Raw genomic sequence first — 21548 nt, forward strand, 5'->3', positions numbered from 1 at the left:
TAAAAAAGCCTGAATTTAGGCAAACAGAGAAAAAGGCAGAGCGATGGCTGCAGATGAAACTAACCTGATTTGGGTCGATTTGGAGATGACGGGGCTAGAGCCCGAGGTCGATAGGATTATTGAGATAGCGACCATAGTGACAGATAAACAGCTAAATGTGCTGGCGCAGGGGCCGGTTATCGCGATTAAACAATCCGATGAGTTGCTGGCGGGGATGGATGATTGGAATCAACGGCATCACGGCGCCTCAGGTTTGATAGACAGGGTTAAGGCAAGTCAGGTAAGCGAGCAGCAGGCGATAGCTCAAACCATCGCATTTTTAGCGCAATATGTGCCTAAGGGCGTTTCGCCCATGTGTGGTAACAGCATAGGCCAGGACAGACGGTTTCTGAATCGCTACATGCCAGAACTGGAAGATTACTTCCATTATCGCAATATCGATGTCAGTACAATAAAAGAGCTGGTCAGACGCTGGCAGCCAGAGGTAATGGACGGTTTTAAGAAGCTGGGCACCCATCAGGCGCTGATGGATATCCAGGAATCTATCGCCGAACTGCAGTATTATCGTGATAAAGTATTTAAAATTTGACCAAACGGTATAATCTTTTTAAAAAGGGGTTGCAGCCGGGCGAAATTCTCCTATAATGCGGCCTCATCTTTTCGCTAGCGGCTTAAGTTAGCAAGAAAGATTTACGCGACATTAGCTCAGTTGATAAAGGCAAGAGACGATACCTTTGTTGATGGTTAGAGTTAAAATAGCAGACTCAGATTTACGCGACATTAGCTCAGTTGGTAGAGCGATACCTTGCCAAGGTATAGGTCATCGGTTCGAACCCGATATGTCGCTCCAAAATTTACAGTATCACCAAAGCTGTAATACAGATTATGCGACATTAGCTCAGTTGCTAAAGGTGAAAGACGATACCTTTAGTTGACGTATAGTTAAGCTTGCACAAATAGATTTAAGCGACATTAGCTCAGTTGGTAGAGCGATACCTTGCCAAGGTATAGGTCATCGGTTCGAACCCGATATGTCGCTCCAATTTGATTAAAAAGATGCGACATTAGCTCAGTTGGTAGAGCGATACCTTGCCAAGGTATAGGTCATCGGTTCGAACCCGATATGTCGCTCCAATTTCTTTGTTTCCCCTCTTGAATATCTGAATCCTGACTCGTTGCAAGATTTGCGACATTAGCTCAGTTGACTTTCTATTAAAAGCAAGAGGGCGATACCTTGCCAAGGTATAGGCATAGGTTCACTATTGCTTCGAGACGGATATGTCGCTCCAATCTCTTTATTTCCCCTCAAACTTATAATCAAGCCTGTACGACATTAGCTCAGTTGACTTTTTGCTTAGAGAAAATGGGCGATACCTTGCCAAGGTATAGGCATAGGTTCTCTATTGCTTCGAGACGGATATGTCATTCTCACTTCTGGTTAGTTTCCCCGATTTTTATTTATCTTTTTTAGCCATCCTTTTAGGTATTCAGCGTGGAGAATATGGGGTGGTTTGATGGCAGGATAATATCCCCAGTACCCATTTGGCTTCGGCTACAACAAGGTTTAGAGATGCTTTGGGTCAGTATTGGATTATGTGACTTGCCTTAAAATTGTTTAACATTCTCTAATGTAGCTATGGGTCAAATGCATAAAGTATGATTTTGTTCAAAAAACAAAGCGAAAAATACTTCCATAATGAAATCAAATTAGCGTAACGCATCATCAAGTGGAGAAGTTAAGATGAGATTTCAGCAGCTCAACGAACAGTTAGAATATGTCTCTAAGTGTCGCTTAGAAATGTCCAAGTTATATCGTCGTTTACATAGCGGAGTCGATTCATCCCGAGCTAAGTTGATGCTTGAGTATCTGCAGCAACATGAGAAGGATGTTGCGACAAAGATTGATAATTATATCGAAGAGGCTCCCCGTCGTTTGCTGGAACTTTGGTATAACGATATTGTTTTTGAAGATTTCGTAAAGCGTTGCCAAGACATAGTCGTTAAGGCCGATATGGATGAGGAAGCGCTGCTGGAACTGCATTTAGAGCTGGATAACTGCCTCATCGGCCTGTTAGAGAAGACAGAAAGATCCTCAGTGCCAGGTGAAGTGAAAAGTGCATTAGCTGATCTGGTTCGGGTCGAAAAAATTCAGCAGCAGAGACTAGTTCACAGCTGCATCCGTATGGATGATATCTAACTCTCTGCTTACCGGCTAAGGGAGAATAGAATGAAAAAGGCACATCAAGTGCCTTTTTTTGTACCTGTTTGCTGGGGAGATTCATGCTTCTCTTCGGCTGTGTCGTTGCCGTGTTGCAGGGGCTGGTGCGAATCAAACGCCTTGTACAAGTTAATCACCACCAAAGCCACACTGAGTAACATCAGTGCCTGAAGTAAGAGGGGGGAGTGCATCGGAGACATTACGATTAAAGCCACTATCCCTAGCAAGAATAAGGTTAACATCCTCATTAGCCCATCCTATTTTTTTGTGCCAGATCAAACTTATAACAATTAGTGTAGATCCCAAGGAAACTTATTTCGAGTTTAGTCTCAAAGATTAAATATGCTAAACCTTATCCTATGTGTTGATTGAACACTTTTGTCGAGGAGAGTTTCATGTTGTGTTCTGATGCCAAGCTTCCCCAGGCGCTTTATGGTGCAAAAATAATCAGAGAAGCTGAGGCCAGCTTTATCGCTTCCGGCGAGGTCTCCCTAGTGGAGCTGATCGAGCGAGCGGGTCAGGCGGCATTTGATCTGTTAACTCAGCAACAGCGGCTGGGCGCTCCTATCGCCGTCTTTGCCGGATATGGTAATAACGGCGCCGATGCCTATATCTGCGCCACCTTGTTACTCGAAGCGGGTTGCGAGGTAAGACTGTATGCCTTTGACAGAGCGGAGATGGGAGAGGGAATTAGCCATGCCAAGTCAGACTATATTGCCGCTGGCGGGCAGATTTTAGAGGATCTCAACAAGGTACTCGATGGTGCGGGTGTCATTGTGGAAGGTCTGCTCGGTACTGGTTTTCATGGCGAGGTGAAGGCAGATTTTGTCGAGGTGATTGAGGCGATCAATCACCATGATGCCTGGACTCTGGCCCTGGATATTCCCTCAGGTATCTGTGCCGATACAGGTGCGGGTAAGTTAGCAATTCAGGCTGATGCTACAGTGACCTTTGGCGCCATGAAACAGGGGTTATTGACCGGATATGCCCGGCACTGCGTGGGTCAACTATGGTTTGCCGATATCGGGCTGATGCCCTTTTTGCCAGAAACCAACAGTTTTAATATCGCATTCAGGCAAAGTAAACTCGGTCTGCCAATCCGCGCGAAAAACAGCCATAAGGGAGCCTGTGGCAAAGTGACCGTTGTTGGGGGAGACTCGGGTATGGCTGGTGCTCCCCGTATGGCTGCAGAGAGCTGTTTGCGCTCCGGTGCTGGACTAGTGGCCGTTATCTCCCGTCCACAGCATCTGCCTGTGATCAACTTTGGTCGACCCGAATTGATGTTTTGTGGTTGCGAGTTGGTGGATATGGAGGTGTATCAACGTTTGGGCTGGGCCGATGTGCTTCTGATTGGTCCAGGTCTGGGGAAATATGACTGGGGTTATAACCTGTTTAAAGCCGTGGGCTTGAGTGACAGACCCTGTGTCATGGATGCCGATGCGCTTAATTTTCTCTCCCAGGATCCTTATCGGCAGGAGAACTGGGTACTGACTCCTCACAGTGGCGAAGCGGCGCGGTTGTTGGGCGTGAGTGTCGAGGTGATTGAGCAGGATCGCTTCGACGCCGCAGCGCAGCTACAGAAAAAATATGGCGGCGTGGTGGTGTTAAAAGGAGCTGGAACACTTATCCATGATGGGAATTTGTGTCATGTCGCCCCTGTGGGTAATCCTGGACTTGCCAGCGGTGGCAGTGGGGATGTGCTCGGGGGGATCATTGCCGCGCTGATGGCGCAAGGGATGTCCAACATGGATGCGGCCAGTGCCGGGGTGGTGGTTCATGGCGTTGCGGCCGACATGGCGGCAAAAGAGGGGGAGCGGGGTATGTTGGCCTGTGATCTTTTCCCCTATATCCGATTACTGGTCGATCGGATTTAATCTCAGCAGTTGAAAAAGCGGCCCAGTCTGTTTAGCTGTGGCTCGCTTTGGGGTAAAGTATCGGGTTCTGAGTGTTTATCCTTTGAGGCTTAGCGAAAATAAATGGTGCCTGTAAAAGTTTATCTTGAAAATGAGTCTGAAACCGTTAGCTTAGGACAGCAGTTAGCTCAGGCTATTCAGCCGCCGCTGACTCTCTATTTAAGCGGTGAGTTAGGCGCAGGGAAAACCACATTCAGTCGGGGATTGATTCAGAGCCTGGGTCATAAGGGGGCGGTAAAAAGCCCAACTTATACCTTAGTGGAGCCCTATGAACTCAATGGTATCGATGTGTTTCATTTCGATCTGTACCGTTTAAGCGATCCCGAAGAGCTGGAGTTTATGGGGATACGGGATTATTTTGCAGACACGAGTTTGTGTATTGTTGAATGGCCGGATAAAGGCGCTGGTATTTTGCCAAAGGCTGATTTGCTCATTGATATTCAATATCTTAATCAGGCGCGAGAGGTGACCTTAACACCACAGACGCCTGCAGGTGAGAAGTTGTTAGTTACTATACATAATAATGATAAGACTTGATTCAATCCTAAAATCAATACTATTACTGCTCTTGCTCTGTCTGTCGACAGGGGCACAGAGTGCTACACATTTAGATGGCGTGCGTATCTGGGCGGCGCCCGATTCGACGCGGGTGGTGTTTGATCTTAGCCAGCAGCCTAATTACAGCCATTTTACCTTAACCAATCCCTATCGTTTGGTGGTGGATCTGCAAGGCGCATCGACCAAGCTGGATCTGAACAAGATAGAAAATAACAGTAAGTTGGTGAAGCGGGTACGTATCTCTAAGCCACCTAAGAAGGGCATCTTAAGATTGGTTATCGACCTGACTACACCGGCGAAAGCCAACCTGTTTGCGCTCACACCCACAGCTCCTTATGGCAATCGCCTAGTGGTGGATCTCGATGGCGTCAGTGGCAATATTCAGGAACCCAAGACGCCATCATCGAGCGCGCTTAGGGATGTGGTCGTGGCTATCGATGCGGGTCACGGTGGTGACGACCCTGGATCTATTGGGCCATCGGGTCTGTATGAGAAGAGAATTACCCTGCAGATTGCCAAGAAAATCGAGGCTAAAATCAATGCGACTCCGGGCATGAGAGCCGTTATGACCCGCTCGGGTGACTACTTCGTTAATCTCAATCGCCGCTCGGAGATCGCCCGTAAGAATAAGGCGGATCTGCTGGTGTCGATTCACGCTGATGCCTTTACCAGCCCGCAGCCGAATGGCGCCTCGGTTTGGGTATTGTCGATGCGCCGCGCTAACAGTGAGATTGGTCGCTGGCTGGAGCAGAAAGAGAAGCATTCCGAGCTGCTTGGTGGTGCGGGTGAGATCATCCAAAACAGCGATAACGAGCAGTATCTGGCGATGACACTCCTGGACATGTCCATGGATCACTCTATGGCTATTAGCCATAATATCGCCGATGATGTGTTGTCCAACTTAGGCAAAGTCACGCGGCTACATAAGCATAAGCCCGAGGCTGCCAGTTTTGCCGTACTTAAATCACCGGATATCCCATCTATTCTGGTCGAAACAGGTTTCATCTCTAACCATAGAGAAGAGAAGTTGCTTACTCAGCGCGAACATCAGAATCGTCTCGCCAATGCCGTCTATGCAGGGGTATTACGTTATTTCGAAAAGCATCCGCCAGTGAATACCCTGATGGCCAGCAAGCGCTCTATCAGTCATAAGGTTGCCAAAGGTGAGTCATTGTCTGTGATCGCCCATCGCTATCAGGTGTCTGTCTCCAGCCTCAAGAAAGCCAACAATCTCAAATCCAATAATCTACGTATTGGCCAGACATTAGTTATTCCTCGCGCTTAACAAGGAGTCGAAATGACCATTAAAATTTTGCCTCCCCAGTTGGCAAACCAGATTGCTGCCGGCGAGGTGGTCGAAAGACCCGCCTCTGTGATTAAGGAGCTGGTGGAAAACTGTCTGGATGCGGGAGCGACCCGGGTCGATATTGAGATAGATAAAGGCGGCAGCAAATTAATTAAGATCCAGGACAATGGCTCAGGCATAGCCAAAGATGAGCTGGCCCTTGCACTCTCGCGCCATGCGACTTCTAAGCTTGCGACCTTAGATGATCTGGATGCCATCTTAAGTTTTGGTTTTCGTGGTGAGGCCTTAGCCAGTATCAGCTCGGTATCGCGTTTAACCCTGACCTCACGCACCAAGGAGCAGAGTGAAGCCTGGCAAGCCTATGCCGAAGGCTCGCAGATGGCGGTGAAAATTGTTCCCGCGGCTCATCCTGTCGGCACCACGCTGGAAGTGATGGATCTGTTTTTTAACACGCCCGCCAGACGGCGATTCCTCAAGAGTGATAAAACCGAGTTTACCCATATCGATGAGTGGCTAAAGCGGATCGCCCTGGTGCGCCGCGACATCCATTTTACCTTAAAGCACAATGGCAAGATGGTACGTAATTACCGCCCGGCCATGCAAGAAACTCAGTATCTACAGCGTTTGGCCCAGGTGAGTGGCCGGCAGTTTGCCGAACAGGCATTGAGTGTCGATTGTCAGCACAATGGCTTGCAGTTAACTGGCTATATTCAGTCGCCCCATTTTGAGGTTAGCTCAACAGATACCCAGTATTTCTATGTGAATGGCCGCCTAGTGCGGGACCGCCTGGTCAATCATGCGGTGCGCCAGGCGTTTGCCGATCAGCTCGACGGGGTTCAAGTGGGCTATGTGTTGATGCTGAGCCTAGACCCCCATCAGGTGGATGTGAACGTGCATCCGGCCAAACATGAAGTGCGCTTCCATGAAAGCCGTTATGTGCATGATTTTATTCTGCAAGCGCTGCAATCCGCTCTGGAGCAGGCCGAGCAGCTACCACTATCTACCGCATCTGATACCGCGCCGAGGCAGGGTAAGCAGACTGCAGTAGAGCAGAGTGGATATACGGCTGAGCAGGGCTCAATCCATCAAATAGATGCAATGAGTTTCTCGGAAAAGCATTCTGGCCGAGAGGCTGCTCATTCCCAAACCGGGGAGGGGCTGGCATTGCTCTCATCTGCCTCGGCGAGCCAGAACAGGGTGAGTGATAGAGCGCCAGGTAGCTACTCTGGGCACAGCCGATATAGCGAAGGCCGATATAACGAAGGTGGGCATAGCGGAGGAAGTAAGGAGAGTTATCGAGGCACAAATTTACCCTCCCAAGCGGCGATTGACAGTTATGCACAGCTGTTGAGCACACCGGCTAGTCAGGGGCGAGATGTGCAGTACAAGGATGATCAAGATGCAATGCCACCTCTGCTGGATGGCAAATTCTGGGTATTGGTGAAACACGACAGCCTGAGCCTGTTAAGTTTGGATTCTGTAGCCAGTGCCATCGTCCGTGAGCAAATTCAAAACAAACTGCCTTCAGGCTTGATTAGTCAACCACTGCTGATGCCTGTGTCGATAAAAGCGGCCGAGGATTGGCATGATACTTTAGTAGAGCGCGAGCTGCTGTTCAGAAGATTAGGTCTGGAACTTTCGATTCGTTTAGGGCAGTTGATTATCAAAAAAGTGCCCCCATATCTGAGGCAGAGCCAGTTAGCCGATGTTATCCCAGAGCTACTGCAATGGATAAGATTCGATGAGCCCTCCGATGAGGCATTAGTGACCTGGCTGGTGGCTCAAAGCCGCACTCAGTTCAGCTCGGCGGTGACGCTCTGGGATGAGTTTTGTCAGTTACCGCAAGATAAGCAACAACAGATTATTCAGCAGGCCAAGGTGCTGCCTTGGCAAACATGGTTAAGTGAGCAGATAAGTGACGAGCGACAATAGGCCGACAATATTGACCTTGATGGGACCAACGGCGTCAGGAAAGACAGCGTTAGCCATTGAACTTGTCGAACAGCATGGCTGCGAAATCATCTCTGTCGACTCTGCATTGATATATCGAGGCATGGACATTGGCACGGCTAAACCCACGGCCCAGGAGCTCGCCCGTGCGCCCCATAGACTGATCGATATTCGCGATCCCAGTGAGAGTTATTCGGCGGCGGATTTTCGCAACGACGCCATCAAAGAAATTGAAGCCATCTTGGCAAAGGGAAAAACCCCTCTGCTGGTGGGTGGCACTATGCTCTATTTTAAGGCGCTGCTGGAAGGCTTATCGCCTCTGCCTGCAGCCGATGAAACGATACGCGCTGAGATAGCCAAACAAGCTCAAGCGCTGGGCTGGCAGGCGCTACATGATCAATTACGCGAGGTGGATCCCATATCGGCCGAGCGTATTCATCCAAACGATCCGCAAAGATTGTCGCGGGCGCTGGAGGTGTACCGTATTAGTGGTAAAAGCCTGACCGAGTTAACAGAAATTAAGTCGGAAGTATTACCTTATAAAGTAGAACAATTCGGTATAGCCCCTAAAGATCGTAAAGTGTTACATCAGGCTATAGCGCAAAGATTTGATTTGATGTTAAATCAAGGGTTTGTTGCAGAGGTCGAACAATTAAGAAAACGTGACGATCTCCATCTTGATTTGCCTTCTATGCGCTGTGTGGGTTATCGCCAGGTGTGGCAATATCTCGAAGGGGATTATGACCATGCTACTATGGTCGAAAAATCTGTTGCCGCCACTAGGCAATTGGCTAAGCGTCAATTAACATGGTTGCGGGGATGGGCCGATTTAAATTGGCTGGAGAGTGGTGATGCAACAAATTTGGCGCGACTAATACAAGTTTGTGGCTAGCTAATTCATTCACTCTATATAATACTAAAATCAAAGCAGAAATTGTGTCACTGTTTGGTTTTATTCAATTTTAATAAAAAGGAAATTACATAATGGCAAAGGGGCAATCTCTACAAGACCCATTTTTGAACGCATTGCGACGTGAACGCGTTCCCGTATCTATCTACCTAGTGAACGGTATTAAACTTCAAGGACAAGTTGAGTCATTCGATCAGTTTGTTATTTTATTGAAGAACACAGTCAGCCAAATGGTATACAAGCATGCCATTTCTACCGTGGTGCCTGCACGTCCATTTAACGTGAGCAACCATCATGCACCGAATCAAGGCGGTTATAACGCCTCGCAAGATGACAGTGCCGAATAATTTCCTAAGGAGTTTGCTTTTTGTTTGAACGCTATGAGGCGGGAGAGGCAGCGGTCCTCGTCCATATCGACTTTTCAGATGAAGACAGTAGAGAAGATATCACTGAACTTCGTCTATTAGTAGAGTCGGCAGGTGCCCAAACCGTAGGTGTGATCACGGGAAGTCGGCGGTCTCCAGATAGAAAGTTTTTTGTTGGTTCAGGAAAAGCAGAAGAGTTAGCGGCTTTAGTGGCAGCGACAGAAGCCAATGTGGTGATTTTTAATCATCCCTTGAGTCCTGCGCAAGAGCGTAACCTTGAACAGCTTTGTCAATGTCGTGTGTTAGATCGCACTACTTTGATTTTAGATATTTTTGCCCAGAGGGCACGTACCTATGAAGGTAAGTTGCAAGTGGAGCTAGCGCAATTGCGCCACATGTCAACACGCCTGATCCGGGGGTGGACCCACCTTGAAAGACAAAAAGGGGGGATAGGTTTGCGTGGTCCAGGTGAGACCCAACTTGAAACCGATAGACGTTTATTGCGTGGTCGTATCAAGACGATTAATAAACGCCTAGAAAAGGTTGATAAACAGCGCGAACAGAGTCGGCGAGCGAGGCAGCGAAGCGAACTGGCGACTGTGTCGTTAGTGGGTTATACCAACGCAGGTAAATCGACCCTGTTTAATTCGCTGACCGTATCTGAGGTCTATGCAGCTGATCAGCTGTTTGCCACCTTAGATCCAACCTTAAGAAAATTAGAGTTACAAGACGGACCGGTGATTTTAGCCGATACCGTTGGTTTTATCCGGCATCTGCCCCATGATCTTGTCGCCGCTTTTAAAGCGACGCTGCAGGAAACGAGGGAGGCCGATCTCTTATTGCATGTTGTCGATTGTGCCGATGGCAACATGGGTGATAACTTCGAACAAGTTCAGTTAGTGCTCAAAGAGATCGGTGCCGATGCGATTCCGCAACTGGTGGTCTGTAACAAGATTGACCTGTTGGAAGATGTAGGTCCTAAGATCGATTACGATAGTGAAGGGGTCCCTACGCGTGTGTGGGTTTCGGCTCAACAGCGCAACGGCTTGGAACAGCTCAAGGAGGCGATCAACAAGATAGTTGGTAATGCCATCGTTGAGTTTACCTTGCAAATCCCAGCGACGGCTGGACATTATCTTGGTCAGTTTTATCGACTGAATGTGATACAGCAGAAAGAGTATGATGATTTGGGGAACTGTATCTTGTCTGTACGTTTATTAGAGGCCGATTGGCGTCGATTAACTAAGCAGAGCCAAGGAGAGTTGGAAACCTTTATTGTTGAAGAAGCTGCAATAGAGTAGTTTATTAACCTATTTTATTTCATACACCTACGGAGTATTAAATGGCTTGGAATGAGCCCGGTAACAAGGGACAAGACCCTTGGGGAAATAAAAATGGCAATGACAAAGGGCCGCCAGATCTGGACGAAGTGTTTAAGAATCTTTCTAAACGCTTCGGGGGTAAAGGATCGGGTGGTGGATTCAGTGCATTAGGATTCGTCATTGTTTTAGGTATCGCCATTGTTGTGTGGGGACTTTCCGGTTTCTACACAATCAAAGAAGCCGAAAAAGGCGTGGCGTTACGCTTTGGTAAATATATTGGTCAGGTCGAACCTGGCCTGCAATGGAAGGCCACTTTTATCGATGAGGTGCATCCGGTAAACGTGAGTAATGTTCGTTCAATTCCAGCGTCGGGCAGCATGCTGACCGCCGATGAGAACGTCGTGCTGGTCGAGCTGGATGTGCAGTATATCGTGGTCGATCCTTATCGTTATCTTTTTAGCGCCGTTGATGCCAATTCGAGTCTGCGTGAAGCCACCGACAGCGCGCTGCGCTATGTGGTTGGTCACAACAAGATGGATGACATCTTAACCACGGGACGTGACCAAATTCGTCGCGATACCTGGGATGAAGTCAATCGTATTATCGAACGCTATAACTTAGGTATCGAGATCCGTGACGTGAACTTCTTGCCTGCCCGTCCACCGGAAGAGGTGAAAGATGCCTTCGATGACGCGATTGCCGCCCAAGAGGATGAGCAGCGCTTTATCCGTGAGGCTGAGGCCTATTCACGTGAGATAGAGCCTAAGGCTCGTGGTACAGTGCAGCGCATGGAGCAACAGGCTAACGCCTATAAAGAGCGTGAGATCTTAGAAGCGCGCGGTAAAGTCGCCCGTTTCGAGCGTTTGCTGCCTGAATACCAGGCCGCACCCGAAGTGACACGAAATCGTCTCTATATTGATGCCATGTCTAAAGTTTATTCAGGTGCGAATAAGGTATTAGTGGATGCGAAAAGTAACGGCAATATGATGTATTTGCCGCTAGACAAGTTGATGGAACAGAATAAGACGCCGAAACAAACTAATGTGACTTCTCAAGACTCATCCAATGATGCAAAAAACAGCGTCGTGAATAGTGTTGGGATTCCCATGGATGGACGTCCTTCGCGTAGCGATAACATTCGCCAGGGGAGAAACTAATCATGGGTAGATTATCAGTAATTATTGCGGCTATCCTGATCGCAATCGGCCTATCGTCACTGTTAGTGGTGAAAGAGGGTGAGCGAGCCATAGTGTCTCGTTTTGGTAAGATCTTGAAAGATGATGGCGTGACCCGCATCTATAAACCGGGTCTGCACCTGAAAATGCCTCTGATCGACAACATTAAGTTCCTGGATTCTCGTATTCAGACTATGGATGGCGCGGCGGATCGTTTTGTGACCTCAGAGAAGAAAGACCTGATGGTCGATTCCTATGTGAAATGGCGTATCTTCGACCATGAAAAATATTACTTAGCGACAAATGGCGGTAATAAAATTCAGGCCGAATCTCTGTTGCAACGTAAGATAAACAATGATCTTCGCACCGAGTTTGGTCGTCGCACCATTAAAGATATCGTCTCGGGCAGCCGTGATGAACTGCAACAAGATGCACTTAAAAATGCATCCGAAAGTGCCAAAGACCTTGGTATCGAAGTGGTTGATGTGCGCGTTAAGCAGATTAACCTGCCCGCAAACGTGAGCTCCAGTATCTATCAGCGTATGCGCGCCGAGCGTACCGCGGTTGCCAAAGAGCATCGCGCTCAGGGTAAAGAGCAATCTGAAATCATTCGTGCGAAAACCGATGCCAGCGTCGAGATCCAGATCGCCGAAGCCGAGCGTAAAGCCCTGGCGGTACGAGGCGAAGGGGATGCTATCGCGGCTAAGATTTACGCCGATGCCTACAATAAAGATCCGGAGTTTTACTCTTTCTTGCGTAGTTTAGAGGCGTATAAGGCCAGCTTCGAAGGCGGCTCGAACGTCATGGTGATTGAGCCCGATAGTGATTTCTTCAAATATATGAAGCAAGCTAAAGGTAAATAACGCTTATCAAGCATTAAGGAAAAAGCCCGACTAGTTCGGGCTTTTTTGTATTTGATAAATCTAAGGTGCTAATTTAGCACGAGTTGTTATTGTCTTTTTTTCAGCTTTCGCTGTTAAATTGAGATTTATTTTCGACTTTTCCTTTAGGAATTATCTCCTTAATTGTAGAAATTAACGTCATAGTTAACTTTGTGCCTAGTTTTACTATGATCTGCATCTAGTTTTTGGATATAATGAGCCCCGCCTCAAATTTGAATTTTTGCGTTTTGGGGTAAACCCCCTTTATTTTTAAAAATTTAAAACAAAAATTCCAACACTCTCTGGAGATAAGTGGATGAGCAATGCGCCAGTCGATACCGGACGTCGCAGATTTCTGACCGCAGCCACCGCCGTAGTTGGTGGTGCTGGTGCCGTCGCTGTAGCGGTTCCTTTTATAAAGTCATGGAATCCGAGTGCCAAAGCGAAAGCTGCAGGTGCGCCGGTTGAAGTAAATATAAGTAAATTAGAGCCGGGTCAATTGATCCGCGTTGAGTGGCGTGGAAAGCCTGTTTGGGTTGTCCGCCGCACCGAAGCTGTATTAAAAGAGCTTGCAACGCACGACGATAAATTACGTGATCCAGCATCCAAAGAAGAACAACAGCCTGCTTATGCGCAGAATGACGTTCGTTCAATTAAGCCTGAATATTTCATTGCCGTAGGTCTATGTACTCACCTAGGGTGTTCACCAACTTATCTACCCGATAGTTTTGGTGAGCAGGTTGAAGGTGTCGCGTCTGGTTTCTTCTGCCCATGTCACGGTTCTAAGTTTGATATGGCTGGACGAGTATTCCAGGGCGTACCAGCACCATTGAACCTGGTTGTTCCACCGCATCAATATATCGATGACGGCAACGTGATCATCGGTGTCGACCAAGGGGCTGCGTAATGGTTAAGAATATTATTGATTGGATTGATGCCCGTATTCCAATGACGGCCACCTATAACCGTCATGTTGGGCAATATGCTACGCCAACCAACTTCAACTTCTGGTACTTTTTCGGTTCGCTAGCCATGCTGGTTTTGGTTAACCAGTTACTGACAGGTATCTGGCTGACAATGAACTACGTACCAACGGCAGAAGGAGCGTTTGCGTCTGTTGAGTACATTATGCGTGATGTCGAATATGGCTGGTTGCTGCGTTATATGCACTCCACCGGCGCATCGGCATTTTTCGTGGTGATCTATCTGCACATGTTCCGTGGCTTGCTCTACGGTTCCTATCAGAAGCCAAGAGAGCTGTTATGGCTGTTTGGTATGTTGATCTTCCTAGTGCTGATGGCTGAAGCCTTTATGGGTTACCTACTGCCTTGGGGACAGATGTCTTACTGGGGTGCTCAGGTAATTATCTCTCTGTTTGGTGCCATTCCTGTGATTGGTGACGATTTGACACTTTGGATCCGTGGTGATTTCGTCGTGTCAGGCGCAACCTTGAACCGTTTCTTCGCCCTGCACGTGATTGCGCTGCCACTGGTCTTAGTGGTTCTGGTGTTCCTGCATCTGATTGCACTGCATGAAGTGGGCTCAAATAACCCAGATGGTATCGAGATCAAGAAGAATAAAGATGAGAATGGCTGGCCAAAAGATGGTATTCCATTCCACCCTTACTACACAGTGAAAGATATCATGGGTGTCGCTGGCTTCCTGATCGTCTTCTGTTACGTCTTGTTCTTCATGCCTGAGGGCGGTGGTTACTTCCTTGAGAAGCCAAACTTCGAAGCCGCTAACCCGATGAAGACACCTGAGCATATCGCGCCTGTGTGGTACTTCACTCCATTCTATGCGATTTTGCGTGCAATTCCTGACAAGCTGTTAGGTGTCGTGGGTATGGGGCTGGCAATTGCCGTTCTCTTTGTTCTGCCTTGGTTGGATCGTTGTAAGGTTAAGTCGATTCGCTACCGCAGCGCGATTCATAAGCTGAATATTGCTCAGTTCGCCGTGTCTTTCGTTGTACTAGGTTACTTAGGTGCTGTCCCTGCGACACCAAGCTTAACGATAGCGGCACGTATCTTTACTCTGACTTACTTCGGCTTCTTCCTTGTGCTATGGATATACAGCAAAAATGAGAAGACTAAGCCTGTACCAGAGAGGTTGACCCACTAATGAAGAGATTACTAATTGCATTAGCCGCATTGGTTCCTACCCTGGCGTTCGCTGCCGGTGGAGCACATGTGCACTTAGAAAGTGCTAACGTTGACCTGCATGATAAGGCATCACTGGAGCGTGGTCTGGCAACATTCCAGCAGTACTGCTCAGGTTGTCATAGCACTCAGTACCAGCGCTACAACCGCGTTGCGGAAGACTTAGGTATTTCACTCGATGATATGCGTAATAAGTATATGCCTATCGGCGGTGCTAAAGTCGGCGACCTGATGGAAAACTCTATTCCTGATGCGGATGCAGCCAAATGGTTTGGTGCTGCGCCACCGGATCTGACTCTGGTTGCCCGTGTTCGTGGTGAAGATTGGGTATACACTTACCTCAAGAGCTTCTATCAAGATGATAGCCGTCCTTTTGGTGTGAACAATACTGTTTTCCCATCGGTTGGTATGCCTCATGTTTTGCAAGAGCTGCAAGGTCTAGCTACAGCTAAACTTGATGAAGCAGGTCGTCCAGTCATTCTTAAGGATGAACATGGTAATACAGTAACCACAGGTGGTAAGCTGACTGCTGAAGAGTATAATCAAGTCGTGCGTGACATCACAGGCTTCCTCGCCTATTCGGCGGAGCCAGTAAAACTTGAGCGTCAACGCTTAGGTTGGTGGGTCATGGGCTTCCTGTTTATTTTCTTCATCGTGGCTTATCTCTTGAAGAAAGAGTACTGGAAAGATGTACACTAACCCCCAATAAAGGTTAGAATGTATTATCCGCATATTCTAAACGGGGGGCTTTGCCCCTCGTTTGTTTATGCTTTTTCGCTTTTGATTTAAATTCTGGAGGGTATCAATGGCTGTTGCTGCCAATAAACGCTCAATCATGACCCTGTTTTCAGGTGCTGACGATCTATATAGCCACCAAGTGCGTATTGTCTTGGCTGAGAAGGGAGTGACTGTTGATGTTCTGCAAGTTGACCCTAACGAAATGCCTGAGGATCTCATTGAGCTAAATCCATACAACACAGTACCAACCCTGGTTGACCGTGAACTGGTTCTTTACAATTCACGTATCATTATGGAGTACCTGGATGAGCGTTTCCCTCACCCGCCTTTGATGCCGGTTTACCCTGTGTCTCGTGGGCAGGCGCGTTTGATGATGCACCGTATTGAAAACGACTGGTACACTCTGGTTGATCGTATCCGCAATGGCGATCGTGCCGATGCTGCCCGTAAAGAGTTGCAAGAGAGCCTGACCGCAATCGCACCTATCTTCAATGAGATGCCTTATTTTATGGCTGAAGAGTTTGGTCTGGCCGATTGTTATCTAGGTCCGCTATTATGGCGTCTACCTGTATTGGGTATTGAGTTAGACAGCCGCACGGCTAAAGAAGTGAAAGCCTATATGACACGCATCTTCGATCGTGATTCATTTAAAGCCTCACTGACTGAGGCTGAGCGCGAAATGCGCATGGGTATCTAATGAAATCTATGACACCTAATCGTCCCTATCTATTGCAAGCCTACTATGATTGGCTGATGGATAATGAATTGACCCCTCATGTAGTGGTCGATGCCTTTGTGCCAGGCACTCAGGTTCCACAGCAATATGTGAAAGATGGACAGATAGTGCTGAACATTGCCAGTGGCGCAGTCGGTAATCTTCAAATTGGTCATGATTTTATTGAATTCAATGCTCGTTTCGGCGGTGTGCCTCAACAAGTGATCTTACCTATGGCGTCTATCATCGCCATCTATGCCCGTGAAAATGGTGCAGGTACAGTGTTTGATCAGGAGGAAGCCTACGAGACTGAGCCGCAAGATGTTGGTCTTAGTGTGGTCGAGGATACTCCGGCCGCTGAGGAAGAGGCCGCAGCCGAAGAAGATAAGCCTAAACGCCGCGGTCATTTGACCCTGATTAAATAAATCAGAGCCAATCGGCGTCAATGCTACCAATATAGCCAGTCTATGACTGGCTATTTTTTTGCCTGGAAAGCGTGCTTTTACCTCTCGTCTGGGGCGACTTATGGGTGAATCCAACCCCGCTTTTGTGGTAGCATCGCGCCACCCATTTATCTCAGTTCGGATCCTAAGCCGCATGATCTTGATGATCGATAACTACGACTCCTTTACTTTTAACCTGGTGCAATATTTTCAGCAACTGGGGCAAGAGGTCATGGTTAAACGCAACGATGAGATAAGCCTAGATGAGATAGCGGCCTTGCAGCCAAATTTATTGGTTATCTCTCCTGGTCCTTGTACGCCCAATGAAGCTGGGATCTCCTTGTCGGCCATAGAACACTTTGCCGGTAAACTGCCGATTTTAGGTGTCTGTTTGGGGCATCAGGCCATAGCACAGGTATTCGGTGCTAGGGTGGTTAGGGCTCAACGTGTTATGCATGGTAAAACCAGCCTAATTGAACATAACAATGCTGGATTGTTCGCAGGTTTAAATCATCCGCTACGGGTCACTCGCTACCATTCCTTGCTTGTTGAGCAGCTTCCAGAGGGGTTTATCTTGGATGCCTGGTTTGACGATCCGCTGCACGGGCGCGAGATCATGGCGATGAGTCATAAAACCCTGCCTATTTATGGGGTGCAGTTTCATCCCGAGTCGATCCTGACCGAACAGGGGCTGGATCTGTTGAAGCATTTTTCTCAGCTCCACTGCTAAATATTCTCCTTTTCAATCTGTTACAAGATTATCCCAGAACATTTTCCGATCTATCGGTTTTATATGGTATAAAAGGCGCTGCTCTGCAGCACTTGCTGCCCCGAAAGGATAACGAGAAGGAAAAATGATGACGGGTAAGATTCGTGGTTTCGGTCTAAGTATATTGACCTTAGCTGTATTAAGCGGCTGTAGCACTACGCCTCAAGATACGACTGCGCAAGTAACTCAGACTGCGCCGACAGTACCTTTGGCAACCCCGCCGAGTGTCGATCAGGCGCTGACTCTTAACCAGGTGATGGCCGATCCAGACTGGATGGGGATTTTTGCCAAAGGGGAATATTGGAGTGATGACAGCAAATCTGTCTACTTTGCCCGTCAGTCTCACAGCGCTGCGATTCGTGATTACTACCAGCAGTCGCTGGATGCGACTAGCGCGACTCAGCTAGAGCTGGCCCAGCTGCATCTTGCCGATCAGCAGCGTGGTGTATATGACAAAGATCACAAGCGCAAAGCTTACATTTATCAGGGCAATCTGTTTGTTAAAGATCTGGCTACGGGGCAGGTTCGCCAGTTAACCCGTCAAAACAGCCGTATCGATGGGATTCGTTTCTTAGTCAACGGCGATCTTGCCTTCTGGCAGGGTGAGCAGGTTTTCAGGATCCATCAGGACAGTGGCATGGTGGAGCAGCTGGCCGATATCAAGATGGTCAAGGCGCCCGAGGGCGTGCAGCAACCTAAGAGCTATATCGCCAAACAGCAACACAGATTGATGGCCTATGTCGCGCTGCAGCAAAAAAATGCCGAGGATAAAGAGCAGTATCAGGAATCTCTGACTCGGGTCGATCCGACTTTCGCGCCCCAGGCCTGGTATTTAGGTGACAGTGAAAGAGTCTCAGAGATGAGCCTCTCTCCCGATGGGCGCTATCTCTTACTCTCGTTAATCGACAAGAATTATAGCTGGCGCAGCGAGCATGACATCATGCCTAACTACCTTGGCAGCCAGGGTTATGTGGATGCTGTGCCTGCCCGTGCTCGCGTGGCTGAGGATAATCATCCCGGTGAACGTTTTGTGTTGCTGGATTTGGCTCAGCATCAGCAGCGTGATATCAGCATCGAAGGCCTGACAGGTTTCGATGAAGATGTCCTGGCGGACGTTAAAGCGGAAAATGCCAAGGCGAAAGGTGAGTCTTACAAGAGCGAGAAAGCGGCCCGTAAGATTCAACTTATCCAGGATTGGGGCTGGTCTCAGAGCGCGATTCAGTGGCAGGACGATGCCGGTAAGCTCGCCCTCATGATTGAAGCTATGGATAACAAAGATCGCTGGTTAGCGACTGTGGATCTAAGCTCGGGTAGATTAACCACTCAGCATCGCCTGCACGATGATGCCTGGGTTAACTATGACTATAACCAGTTCGGTTGGTTGCCAGGCTCTGACACCCTCTATTATCTCTCAGAAGAGACAGGTTTTTCCCACATCTACCTTAAAGCTCAAGGCGAGAAAGCCAAGGCGCTGACTCAGGGTAAGTATGTGGTCAGCAATATCACCTTAGGCCCTAAGGCCCAGTATATTTATTACAAAGCCAATAAGGCCCATCCCGGTATAGACAATGTTTACCGGGTCGAGATTGCCAGCGGTAAGAGTGAGCAACTGACAAACTGGGATGGTCAGCTCGATTATACCCTCAGCCCTGATGGCACTAAGCTGCTGTTAAATGCTTCCCGCCGCACTCAGCCTAATGAGCTGTTTGTGCAGCCCATAGGTGGCGAGCTCAAGCAGTTGACTCACTATACCAGCGAGGCCTTTGCTAACTATCCCTGGCAAGCGCCGGAAGTGGTTAAAGTGCCATCCAGCTATGGTGCTGGGGATATCTATGCCCGCGTCTATCTGCCTCAAGGCTTCGATAAGAGCAAGGCTGATAAATACCCTGCGGTGATCTTTAACCATGGCGCTGGATACCTTCAGAATGCCCACTATGGTTTTTCTGCCTATTTCCGTGAGTTTATGTTCCATAACCTGCTGACCCAGCAAGGTTATGTGGTAATGGACATGGATTATCGTGGCTCTAAAGGCTATGGCCGCGACTGGCGTACCGCTATCTATCGCAACATGGGGCATCCCGAGGTTGAAGATTTAAAAGATGGCGTGAACTGGATGGCAAATAACGCCAATGTGGACGTAAGCCGTGTCGGGACCTATGGCGGTTCTTACGGTGGCTTCCTCACCTTTATGTCTATGTTTACTGAGCCCGAGTTGTTCCAGGCTGGTGCGGCCCTGCGCCCTGTGACGGATTGGGCTCATTACAATGCGCCTTACACATCTAACATTCTCAATACGCCGGATGTGGATGCGATAGCCTATGAGCGTAGCTCGCCGATTGAACACGCCCAGGGTTTGCAAAAGCCACTGCTGATTATGAGTGGTGTGCTCGATGATAACGTCTTCTTCCAGGATAGCGTTCGCATGGTGCAGCGTTTAATCGAGTTGGAAAAGCCTATGTTTGAAACGGCCATCTATCCGGTTGAGCCCCATGGCTTCCGCCAGCCATCGAGCTGGTTGGATGAATACCGCCGTATCTTCAAGCTGTTCGAGCAGGAATTAAAGTAATAGCTTAAAAAGACAACAAAAAGGGCTCACTATGAGCCCTTTTTTATGGGTAAAACCTTATTCACTGGTGGCCTTGCAGCAGATTTGTGTAATATAGGTGCATCTAACGAAAGGAAATTTTATGGGGAAGATTTTCTGTGGGCAATGCGAGTTGGGGCAGTGTGCGTCCCGGTATTATTATTGAGCTCGAACAAAGGTGCTTAAAACAGATGATAGTCGGCAAGCGCAAGGTCGCGCCGACCGCCTTTGATGAGATAGATAACGGGCTCGAAGAGGATGCCCATAAGCTGGCTGTTGAGCGTGAAGCCGCCCGCGAGCGTCTGGCAAAACAGCGTGAGGCCAGGGAGCTGTTCTCTTCAATTTCTGCCCAGCTGAGTGCGACTATTCATTCCACCTTAGATCATCAACTCGCGTCCCCTGAGCAGCTGCTAGCACAATCCGGGCTCAATGAGACTCAGTTTCTGCTACTGGATATACTGTACAAGCCGGATGTCGCCTTAGAGCGGCTTAGATTATTGATCACAGATCTGCCCTGGCTGAGCCGCGATCTCCTTAATGTGGTGAACAGCAGTGCCTTTCGGCATAGACGGCAAAATAGCGCCGAGATTAAAGTGACCGAGAGTAAACTCGTGCTTAATTTTATCGGTCTGGCTAACCTGCAAACCTTGATCCCCTATTTTTGTCTGCGTCACTGGTTACCCCAGGGGCAGGCGCACCTCTCTTGGACGACGCGCAAGGTATGGCGTTACACCCAGCAAAGTGGCATAGCCGCTAAGGCGTTAGCCGAACTCAATGGGCTGAATCCGGCGCTAGCCTTCAGTTGCACTCTGCTTAATCAACTCGGTCTAATCCAGGTGCTTAAAGCCAGTGCAAAGGTGTATGAGCAGGTCTGGTCAAACTGGCTTAAAGAGGCGAATCAGAGCCAGGACAGAGCTTTGTACGACGCGGTATTGGCGACTGAGTTTCCTGCCGAATATGTATACCAGCAGGTCGTCACCCATGGCGGTGGCTTAAATTGGCAACTGCCGCGGCTGCTGAACTTTGAGACAAGCCCTCTAACCCAAACCTTGGCCGAACTGGATAACAGCCTAAGTTACAAGGATCTTTCAGCCTATGCCGCTCTGGTAGCGCGGGCCAGTTGCTATGCCAAGGTCAGCTTGCTCGATGAGATGGAGGCTATATCTTTCAAAGAGAAGCGATTAATGTACGACTATCATGGGTTAACCGAGCAGGAGCTATTTCATCTGCAAAAGCAAAATTATCGCAAACTTCAGCTGATTTAACTTCAGCTGATTTCACTTCCGTTATCTCATTTCACTTTAATCATCCCACTTTCGTCATTTAAATTGGGCGTTTCGCAGTGATATGTAGAGTATAAAAAGTCAGCGCATTTCACAAAACTCTTTCAATATTCACAATCTGCTAATGTTTATATATGCAATATTGATGCATAGCTAATAAAAATGGTTGCAAATAAACTTTTTTATGACTAAATATGCCAGAAACCACTAGAGTAAACGCTTGTATAACTCTTAATCACAAATCTTTATGCATTAATCG

At 48.2% G+C, this 21548-nt stretch carries 20 protein-coding genes and 4 tRNA genes; 23 read left to right on the forward strand and 1 reads right to left on the reverse strand.

Going from position 1 to position 21548, the window contains the following annotated elements:
* The first annotated feature begins 43 nt into the window (after positions 1-43).
* The 6 genes from orn to LZP69_RS00190 all read left to right on the forward strand — a co-directional run bounded on the left by orn (position 44) and on the right by LZP69_RS00190 (position 2197).
* Entirely contained in the window at positions 44-589 is a 546-nt protein-coding gene (gene orn / locus LZP69_RS00165; protein ID WP_234198037.1) for an oligoribonuclease, read from the forward strand.
* A gap of 185 nt (positions 590-774) precedes the next feature.
* Positions 775-850, forward strand: a tRNA-Gly gene (locus tag LZP69_RS00170).
* A 116-nt stretch (positions 851-966) separates the two neighbouring features.
* Positions 967-1042: transfer RNA gene (locus LZP69_RS00175), tRNA-Gly, on the forward strand.
* 16 nt (positions 1043-1058) lie between these two features.
* Positions 1059-1134: transfer RNA gene (locus tag LZP69_RS00180), tRNA-Gly, on the forward strand.
* Between the two features lie 52 nt (positions 1135-1186).
* Positions 1187-1289 (forward strand) — tRNA-Gly (locus LZP69_RS00185).
* A 452-nt stretch (positions 1290-1741) separates the two neighbouring features.
* Positions 1742-2197, forward strand: coding sequence for a hypothetical protein (locus LZP69_RS00190; protein WP_234198038.1), 456 nt, complete (start codon positions 1742-1744; stop codon positions 2195-2197).
* A 44-nt stretch (positions 2198-2241) separates the two neighbouring features.
* Here the strand turns inward: LZP69_RS00190 and LZP69_RS00195 are convergent, their stop codons facing one another.
* Entirely contained in the window at positions 2242-2466 is a 225-nt protein-coding gene (locus tag LZP69_RS00195; RefSeq protein WP_234198039.1) for a hypothetical protein, read from the reverse strand.
* A gap of 147 nt (positions 2467-2613) precedes the next feature.
* Between LZP69_RS00195 and LZP69_RS00200 the strand changes: the two genes are divergently transcribed.
* The 17 genes from LZP69_RS00200 to LZP69_RS00280 all read left to right on the forward strand — a co-directional run bounded on the left by LZP69_RS00200 (position 2614) and on the right by LZP69_RS00280 (position 21271).
* On the forward strand, positions 2614-4092 hold the full coding sequence (locus LZP69_RS00200; RefSeq protein ID WP_234198040.1) for an NAD(P)H-hydrate dehydratase: 1479 nt from the start codon (positions 2614-2616) through the stop codon (positions 4090-4092).
* A 102-nt stretch (positions 4093-4194) separates the two neighbouring features.
* The gene (tsaE, locus tag LZP69_RS00205; RefSeq protein WP_234198041.1) at positions 4195-4668 is read left to right on the forward strand and encodes a tRNA (adenosine(37)-N6)-threonylcarbamoyltransferase complex ATPase subunit type 1 TsaE; all 474 of its coding nucleotides are present in this window, start codon (positions 4195-4197) and stop codon (positions 4666-4668) included.
* Entirely contained in the window at positions 4655-5974 is a 1320-nt protein-coding gene (locus tag LZP69_RS00210; RefSeq protein ID WP_234198042.1) for an N-acetylmuramoyl-L-alanine amidase, read from the forward strand. The genes tsaE and LZP69_RS00210 overlap by 14 nt, the downstream gene beginning before the upstream one ends.
* Before the next feature lie 12 nt (positions 5975-5986).
* Positions 5987-7927 carry a DNA mismatch repair endonuclease MutL gene (gene mutL / locus LZP69_RS00215; protein ID WP_234198043.1) on the forward strand — a complete coding sequence of 647 codons (1941 nt, stop codon included), beginning with the start codon at positions 5987-5989 and terminating at the stop codon, positions 7925-7927.
* A 19-nt stretch (positions 7928-7946) separates the two neighbouring features.
* Positions 7947-8837: a tRNA (adenosine(37)-N6)-dimethylallyltransferase MiaA gene (gene miaA / locus LZP69_RS00220; protein WP_267961964.1), complete on the forward strand. Its 891-nt coding sequence runs from the start codon at positions 7947-7949 to the stop codon at positions 8835-8837.
* Positions 8838-8929: 92 nt separating this feature from the next.
* Positions 8930-9202: an RNA chaperone Hfq gene (gene hfq / locus LZP69_RS00225; RefSeq protein ID WP_234198045.1), complete on the forward strand. Its 273-nt coding sequence runs from the start codon at positions 8930-8932 to the stop codon at positions 9200-9202.
* Between the two features lie 20 nt (positions 9203-9222).
* On the forward strand, positions 9223-10521 hold the full coding sequence (gene hflX, locus LZP69_RS00230) for a ribosome rescue GTPase HflX (RefSeq protein ID WP_234198046.1): 1299 nt from the start codon (positions 9223-9225) through the stop codon (positions 10519-10521).
* Between the two features lie 41 nt (positions 10522-10562).
* A complete protein-coding gene (hflK, locus tag LZP69_RS00235) occupies positions 10563-11699 on the forward strand; it encodes an FtsH protease activity modulator HflK (protein ID WP_234198047.1) in 1137 nt (378 codons plus the stop codon).
* A gap of 2 nt (positions 11700-11701) precedes the next feature.
* Positions 11702-12580 (forward strand): protease modulator HflC, encoded by an 879-nt coding sequence (hflC, locus tag LZP69_RS00240; protein WP_234198048.1) that lies wholly within the window; start codon positions 11702-11704, stop codon positions 12578-12580.
* Positions 12581-12914: 334 nt separating this feature from the next.
* Complete coding sequence (gene petA / locus LZP69_RS00245) at positions 12915-13505, forward strand: ubiquinol-cytochrome c reductase iron-sulfur subunit (protein WP_234198049.1); 591 nt, start codon at positions 12915-12917, stop codon at positions 13503-13505.
* Entirely contained in the window at positions 13505-14719 is a 1215-nt protein-coding gene (locus tag LZP69_RS00250; protein WP_234198050.1) for a cytochrome b, read from the forward strand. Before petA ends, LZP69_RS00250 begins: the two co-directional genes overlap by 1 nt.
* Positions 14719-15456 (forward strand): cytochrome c1, encoded by a 738-nt coding sequence (locus LZP69_RS00255; RefSeq protein WP_234198051.1) that lies wholly within the window; start codon positions 14719-14721, stop codon positions 15454-15456. The genes LZP69_RS00250 and LZP69_RS00255 overlap by 1 nt, the downstream gene beginning before the upstream one ends.
* A 106-nt stretch (positions 15457-15562) precedes the next feature.
* Positions 15563-16192 carry a stringent starvation protein SspA gene (sspA, locus tag LZP69_RS00260; RefSeq protein WP_234198052.1) on the forward strand — a complete coding sequence of 210 codons (630 nt, stop codon included), beginning with the start codon at positions 15563-15565 and terminating at the stop codon, positions 16190-16192.
* On the forward strand, positions 16192-16635 hold the full coding sequence (locus tag LZP69_RS00265; RefSeq protein WP_234198053.1) for a ClpXP protease specificity-enhancing factor: 444 nt from the start codon (positions 16192-16194) through the stop codon (positions 16633-16635). The genes sspA and LZP69_RS00265 overlap by 1 nt, the downstream gene beginning before the upstream one ends.
* 172 nt (positions 16636-16807) lie before the next feature.
* Positions 16808-17383 carry an anthranilate synthase component II gene (locus tag LZP69_RS00270; protein ID WP_234198923.1) on the forward strand — a complete coding sequence of 192 codons (576 nt, stop codon included), beginning with the start codon at positions 16808-16810 and terminating at the stop codon, positions 17381-17383.
* A 127-nt stretch (positions 17384-17510) separates the two neighbouring features.
* Complete coding sequence (locus LZP69_RS00275; RefSeq protein WP_234198054.1) at positions 17511-19988, forward strand: S9 family peptidase; 2478 nt, start codon at positions 17511-17513, stop codon at positions 19986-19988.
* Between the two features lie 137 nt (positions 19989-20125).
* On the forward strand, positions 20126-21271 hold the full coding sequence (locus LZP69_RS00280) for an HDOD domain-containing protein (RefSeq protein WP_234198055.1): 1146 nt from the start codon (positions 20126-20128) through the stop codon (positions 21269-21271).
* Positions 21272-21548 lie beyond the last annotated feature (277 nt).

This window comes from Shewanella sp. AS1 (assembly GCF_021412565.1).
Taxonomy (GTDB): Bacteria; Pseudomonadota; Gammaproteobacteria; order Enterobacterales; family Shewanellaceae; genus Shewanella.

Bases quoted from the DNA above. Each gene is read 5' to 3' on its own strand.
- LZP69_RS00270 (WP_234198923.1), top strand. From the start codon at position 16,808: ATGATCTTGATGATCGATAACTACGACTCCTTTACTTTTAACCTGGTG.
- LZP69_RS00195 (WP_234198039.1), bottom strand. From the start codon at position 2,466: ATGAGGATGTTAACCTTATTCTTGCTAGGGATAGTGGCTTTAATCGTA.
- petA (WP_234198049.1), top strand. From the start codon at position 12,915: ATGAGCAATGCGCCAGTCGATACCGGACGTCGCAGATTTCTGACCGCA.
- hflK (WP_234198047.1), top strand. From the start codon at position 10,563: ATGGCTTGGAATGAGCCCGGTAACAAGGGACAAGACCCTTGGGGAAAT.
- LZP69_RS00255 (WP_234198051.1), top strand. From the start codon at position 14,719: ATGAAGAGATTACTAATTGCATTAGCCGCATTGGTTCCTACCCTGGCG.
- hfq (WP_234198045.1), top strand. From the start codon at position 8,930: ATGGCAAAGGGGCAATCTCTACAAGACCCATTTTTGAACGCATTGCGA.
- LZP69_RS00210 (WP_234198042.1), top strand. From the start codon at position 4,655: ATGATAAGACTTGATTCAATCCTAAAATCAATACTATTACTGCTCTTG.
- hflC (WP_234198048.1), top strand. From the start codon at position 11,702: ATGGGTAGATTATCAGTAATTATTGCGGCTATCCTGATCGCAATCGGC.
- miaA (WP_267961964.1), top strand. From the start codon at position 7,947: ATGGGACCAACGGCGTCAGGAAAGACAGCGTTAGCCATTGAACTTGTC.
- sspA (WP_234198052.1), top strand. From the start codon at position 15,563: ATGGCTGTTGCTGCCAATAAACGCTCAATCATGACCCTGTTTTCAGGT.
- LZP69_RS00190 (WP_234198038.1), top strand. From the start codon at position 1,742: ATGAGATTTCAGCAGCTCAACGAACAGTTAGAATATGTCTCTAAGTGT.
- LZP69_RS00275 (WP_234198054.1), top strand. From the start codon at position 17,511: ATGACGGGTAAGATTCGTGGTTTCGGTCTAAGTATATTGACCTTAGCT.
- orn (WP_234198037.1), top strand. From the start codon at position 44: ATGGCTGCAGATGAAACTAACCTGATTTGGGTCGATTTGGAGATGACG.
- LZP69_RS00250 (WP_234198050.1), top strand. From the start codon at position 13,505: ATGGTTAAGAATATTATTGATTGGATTGATGCCCGTATTCCAATGACG.
- LZP69_RS00200 (WP_234198040.1), top strand. From the start codon at position 2,614: ATGTTGTGTTCTGATGCCAAGCTTCCCCAGGCGCTTTATGGTGCAAAA.
- mutL (WP_234198043.1), top strand. From the start codon at position 5,987: ATGACCATTAAAATTTTGCCTCCCCAGTTGGCAAACCAGATTGCTGCC.
- tsaE (WP_234198041.1), top strand. From the start codon at position 4,195: ATGGTGCCTGTAAAAGTTTATCTTGAAAATGAGTCTGAAACCGTTAGC.
- LZP69_RS00265 (WP_234198053.1), top strand. From the start codon at position 16,192: ATGAAATCTATGACACCTAATCGTCCCTATCTATTGCAAGCCTACTAT.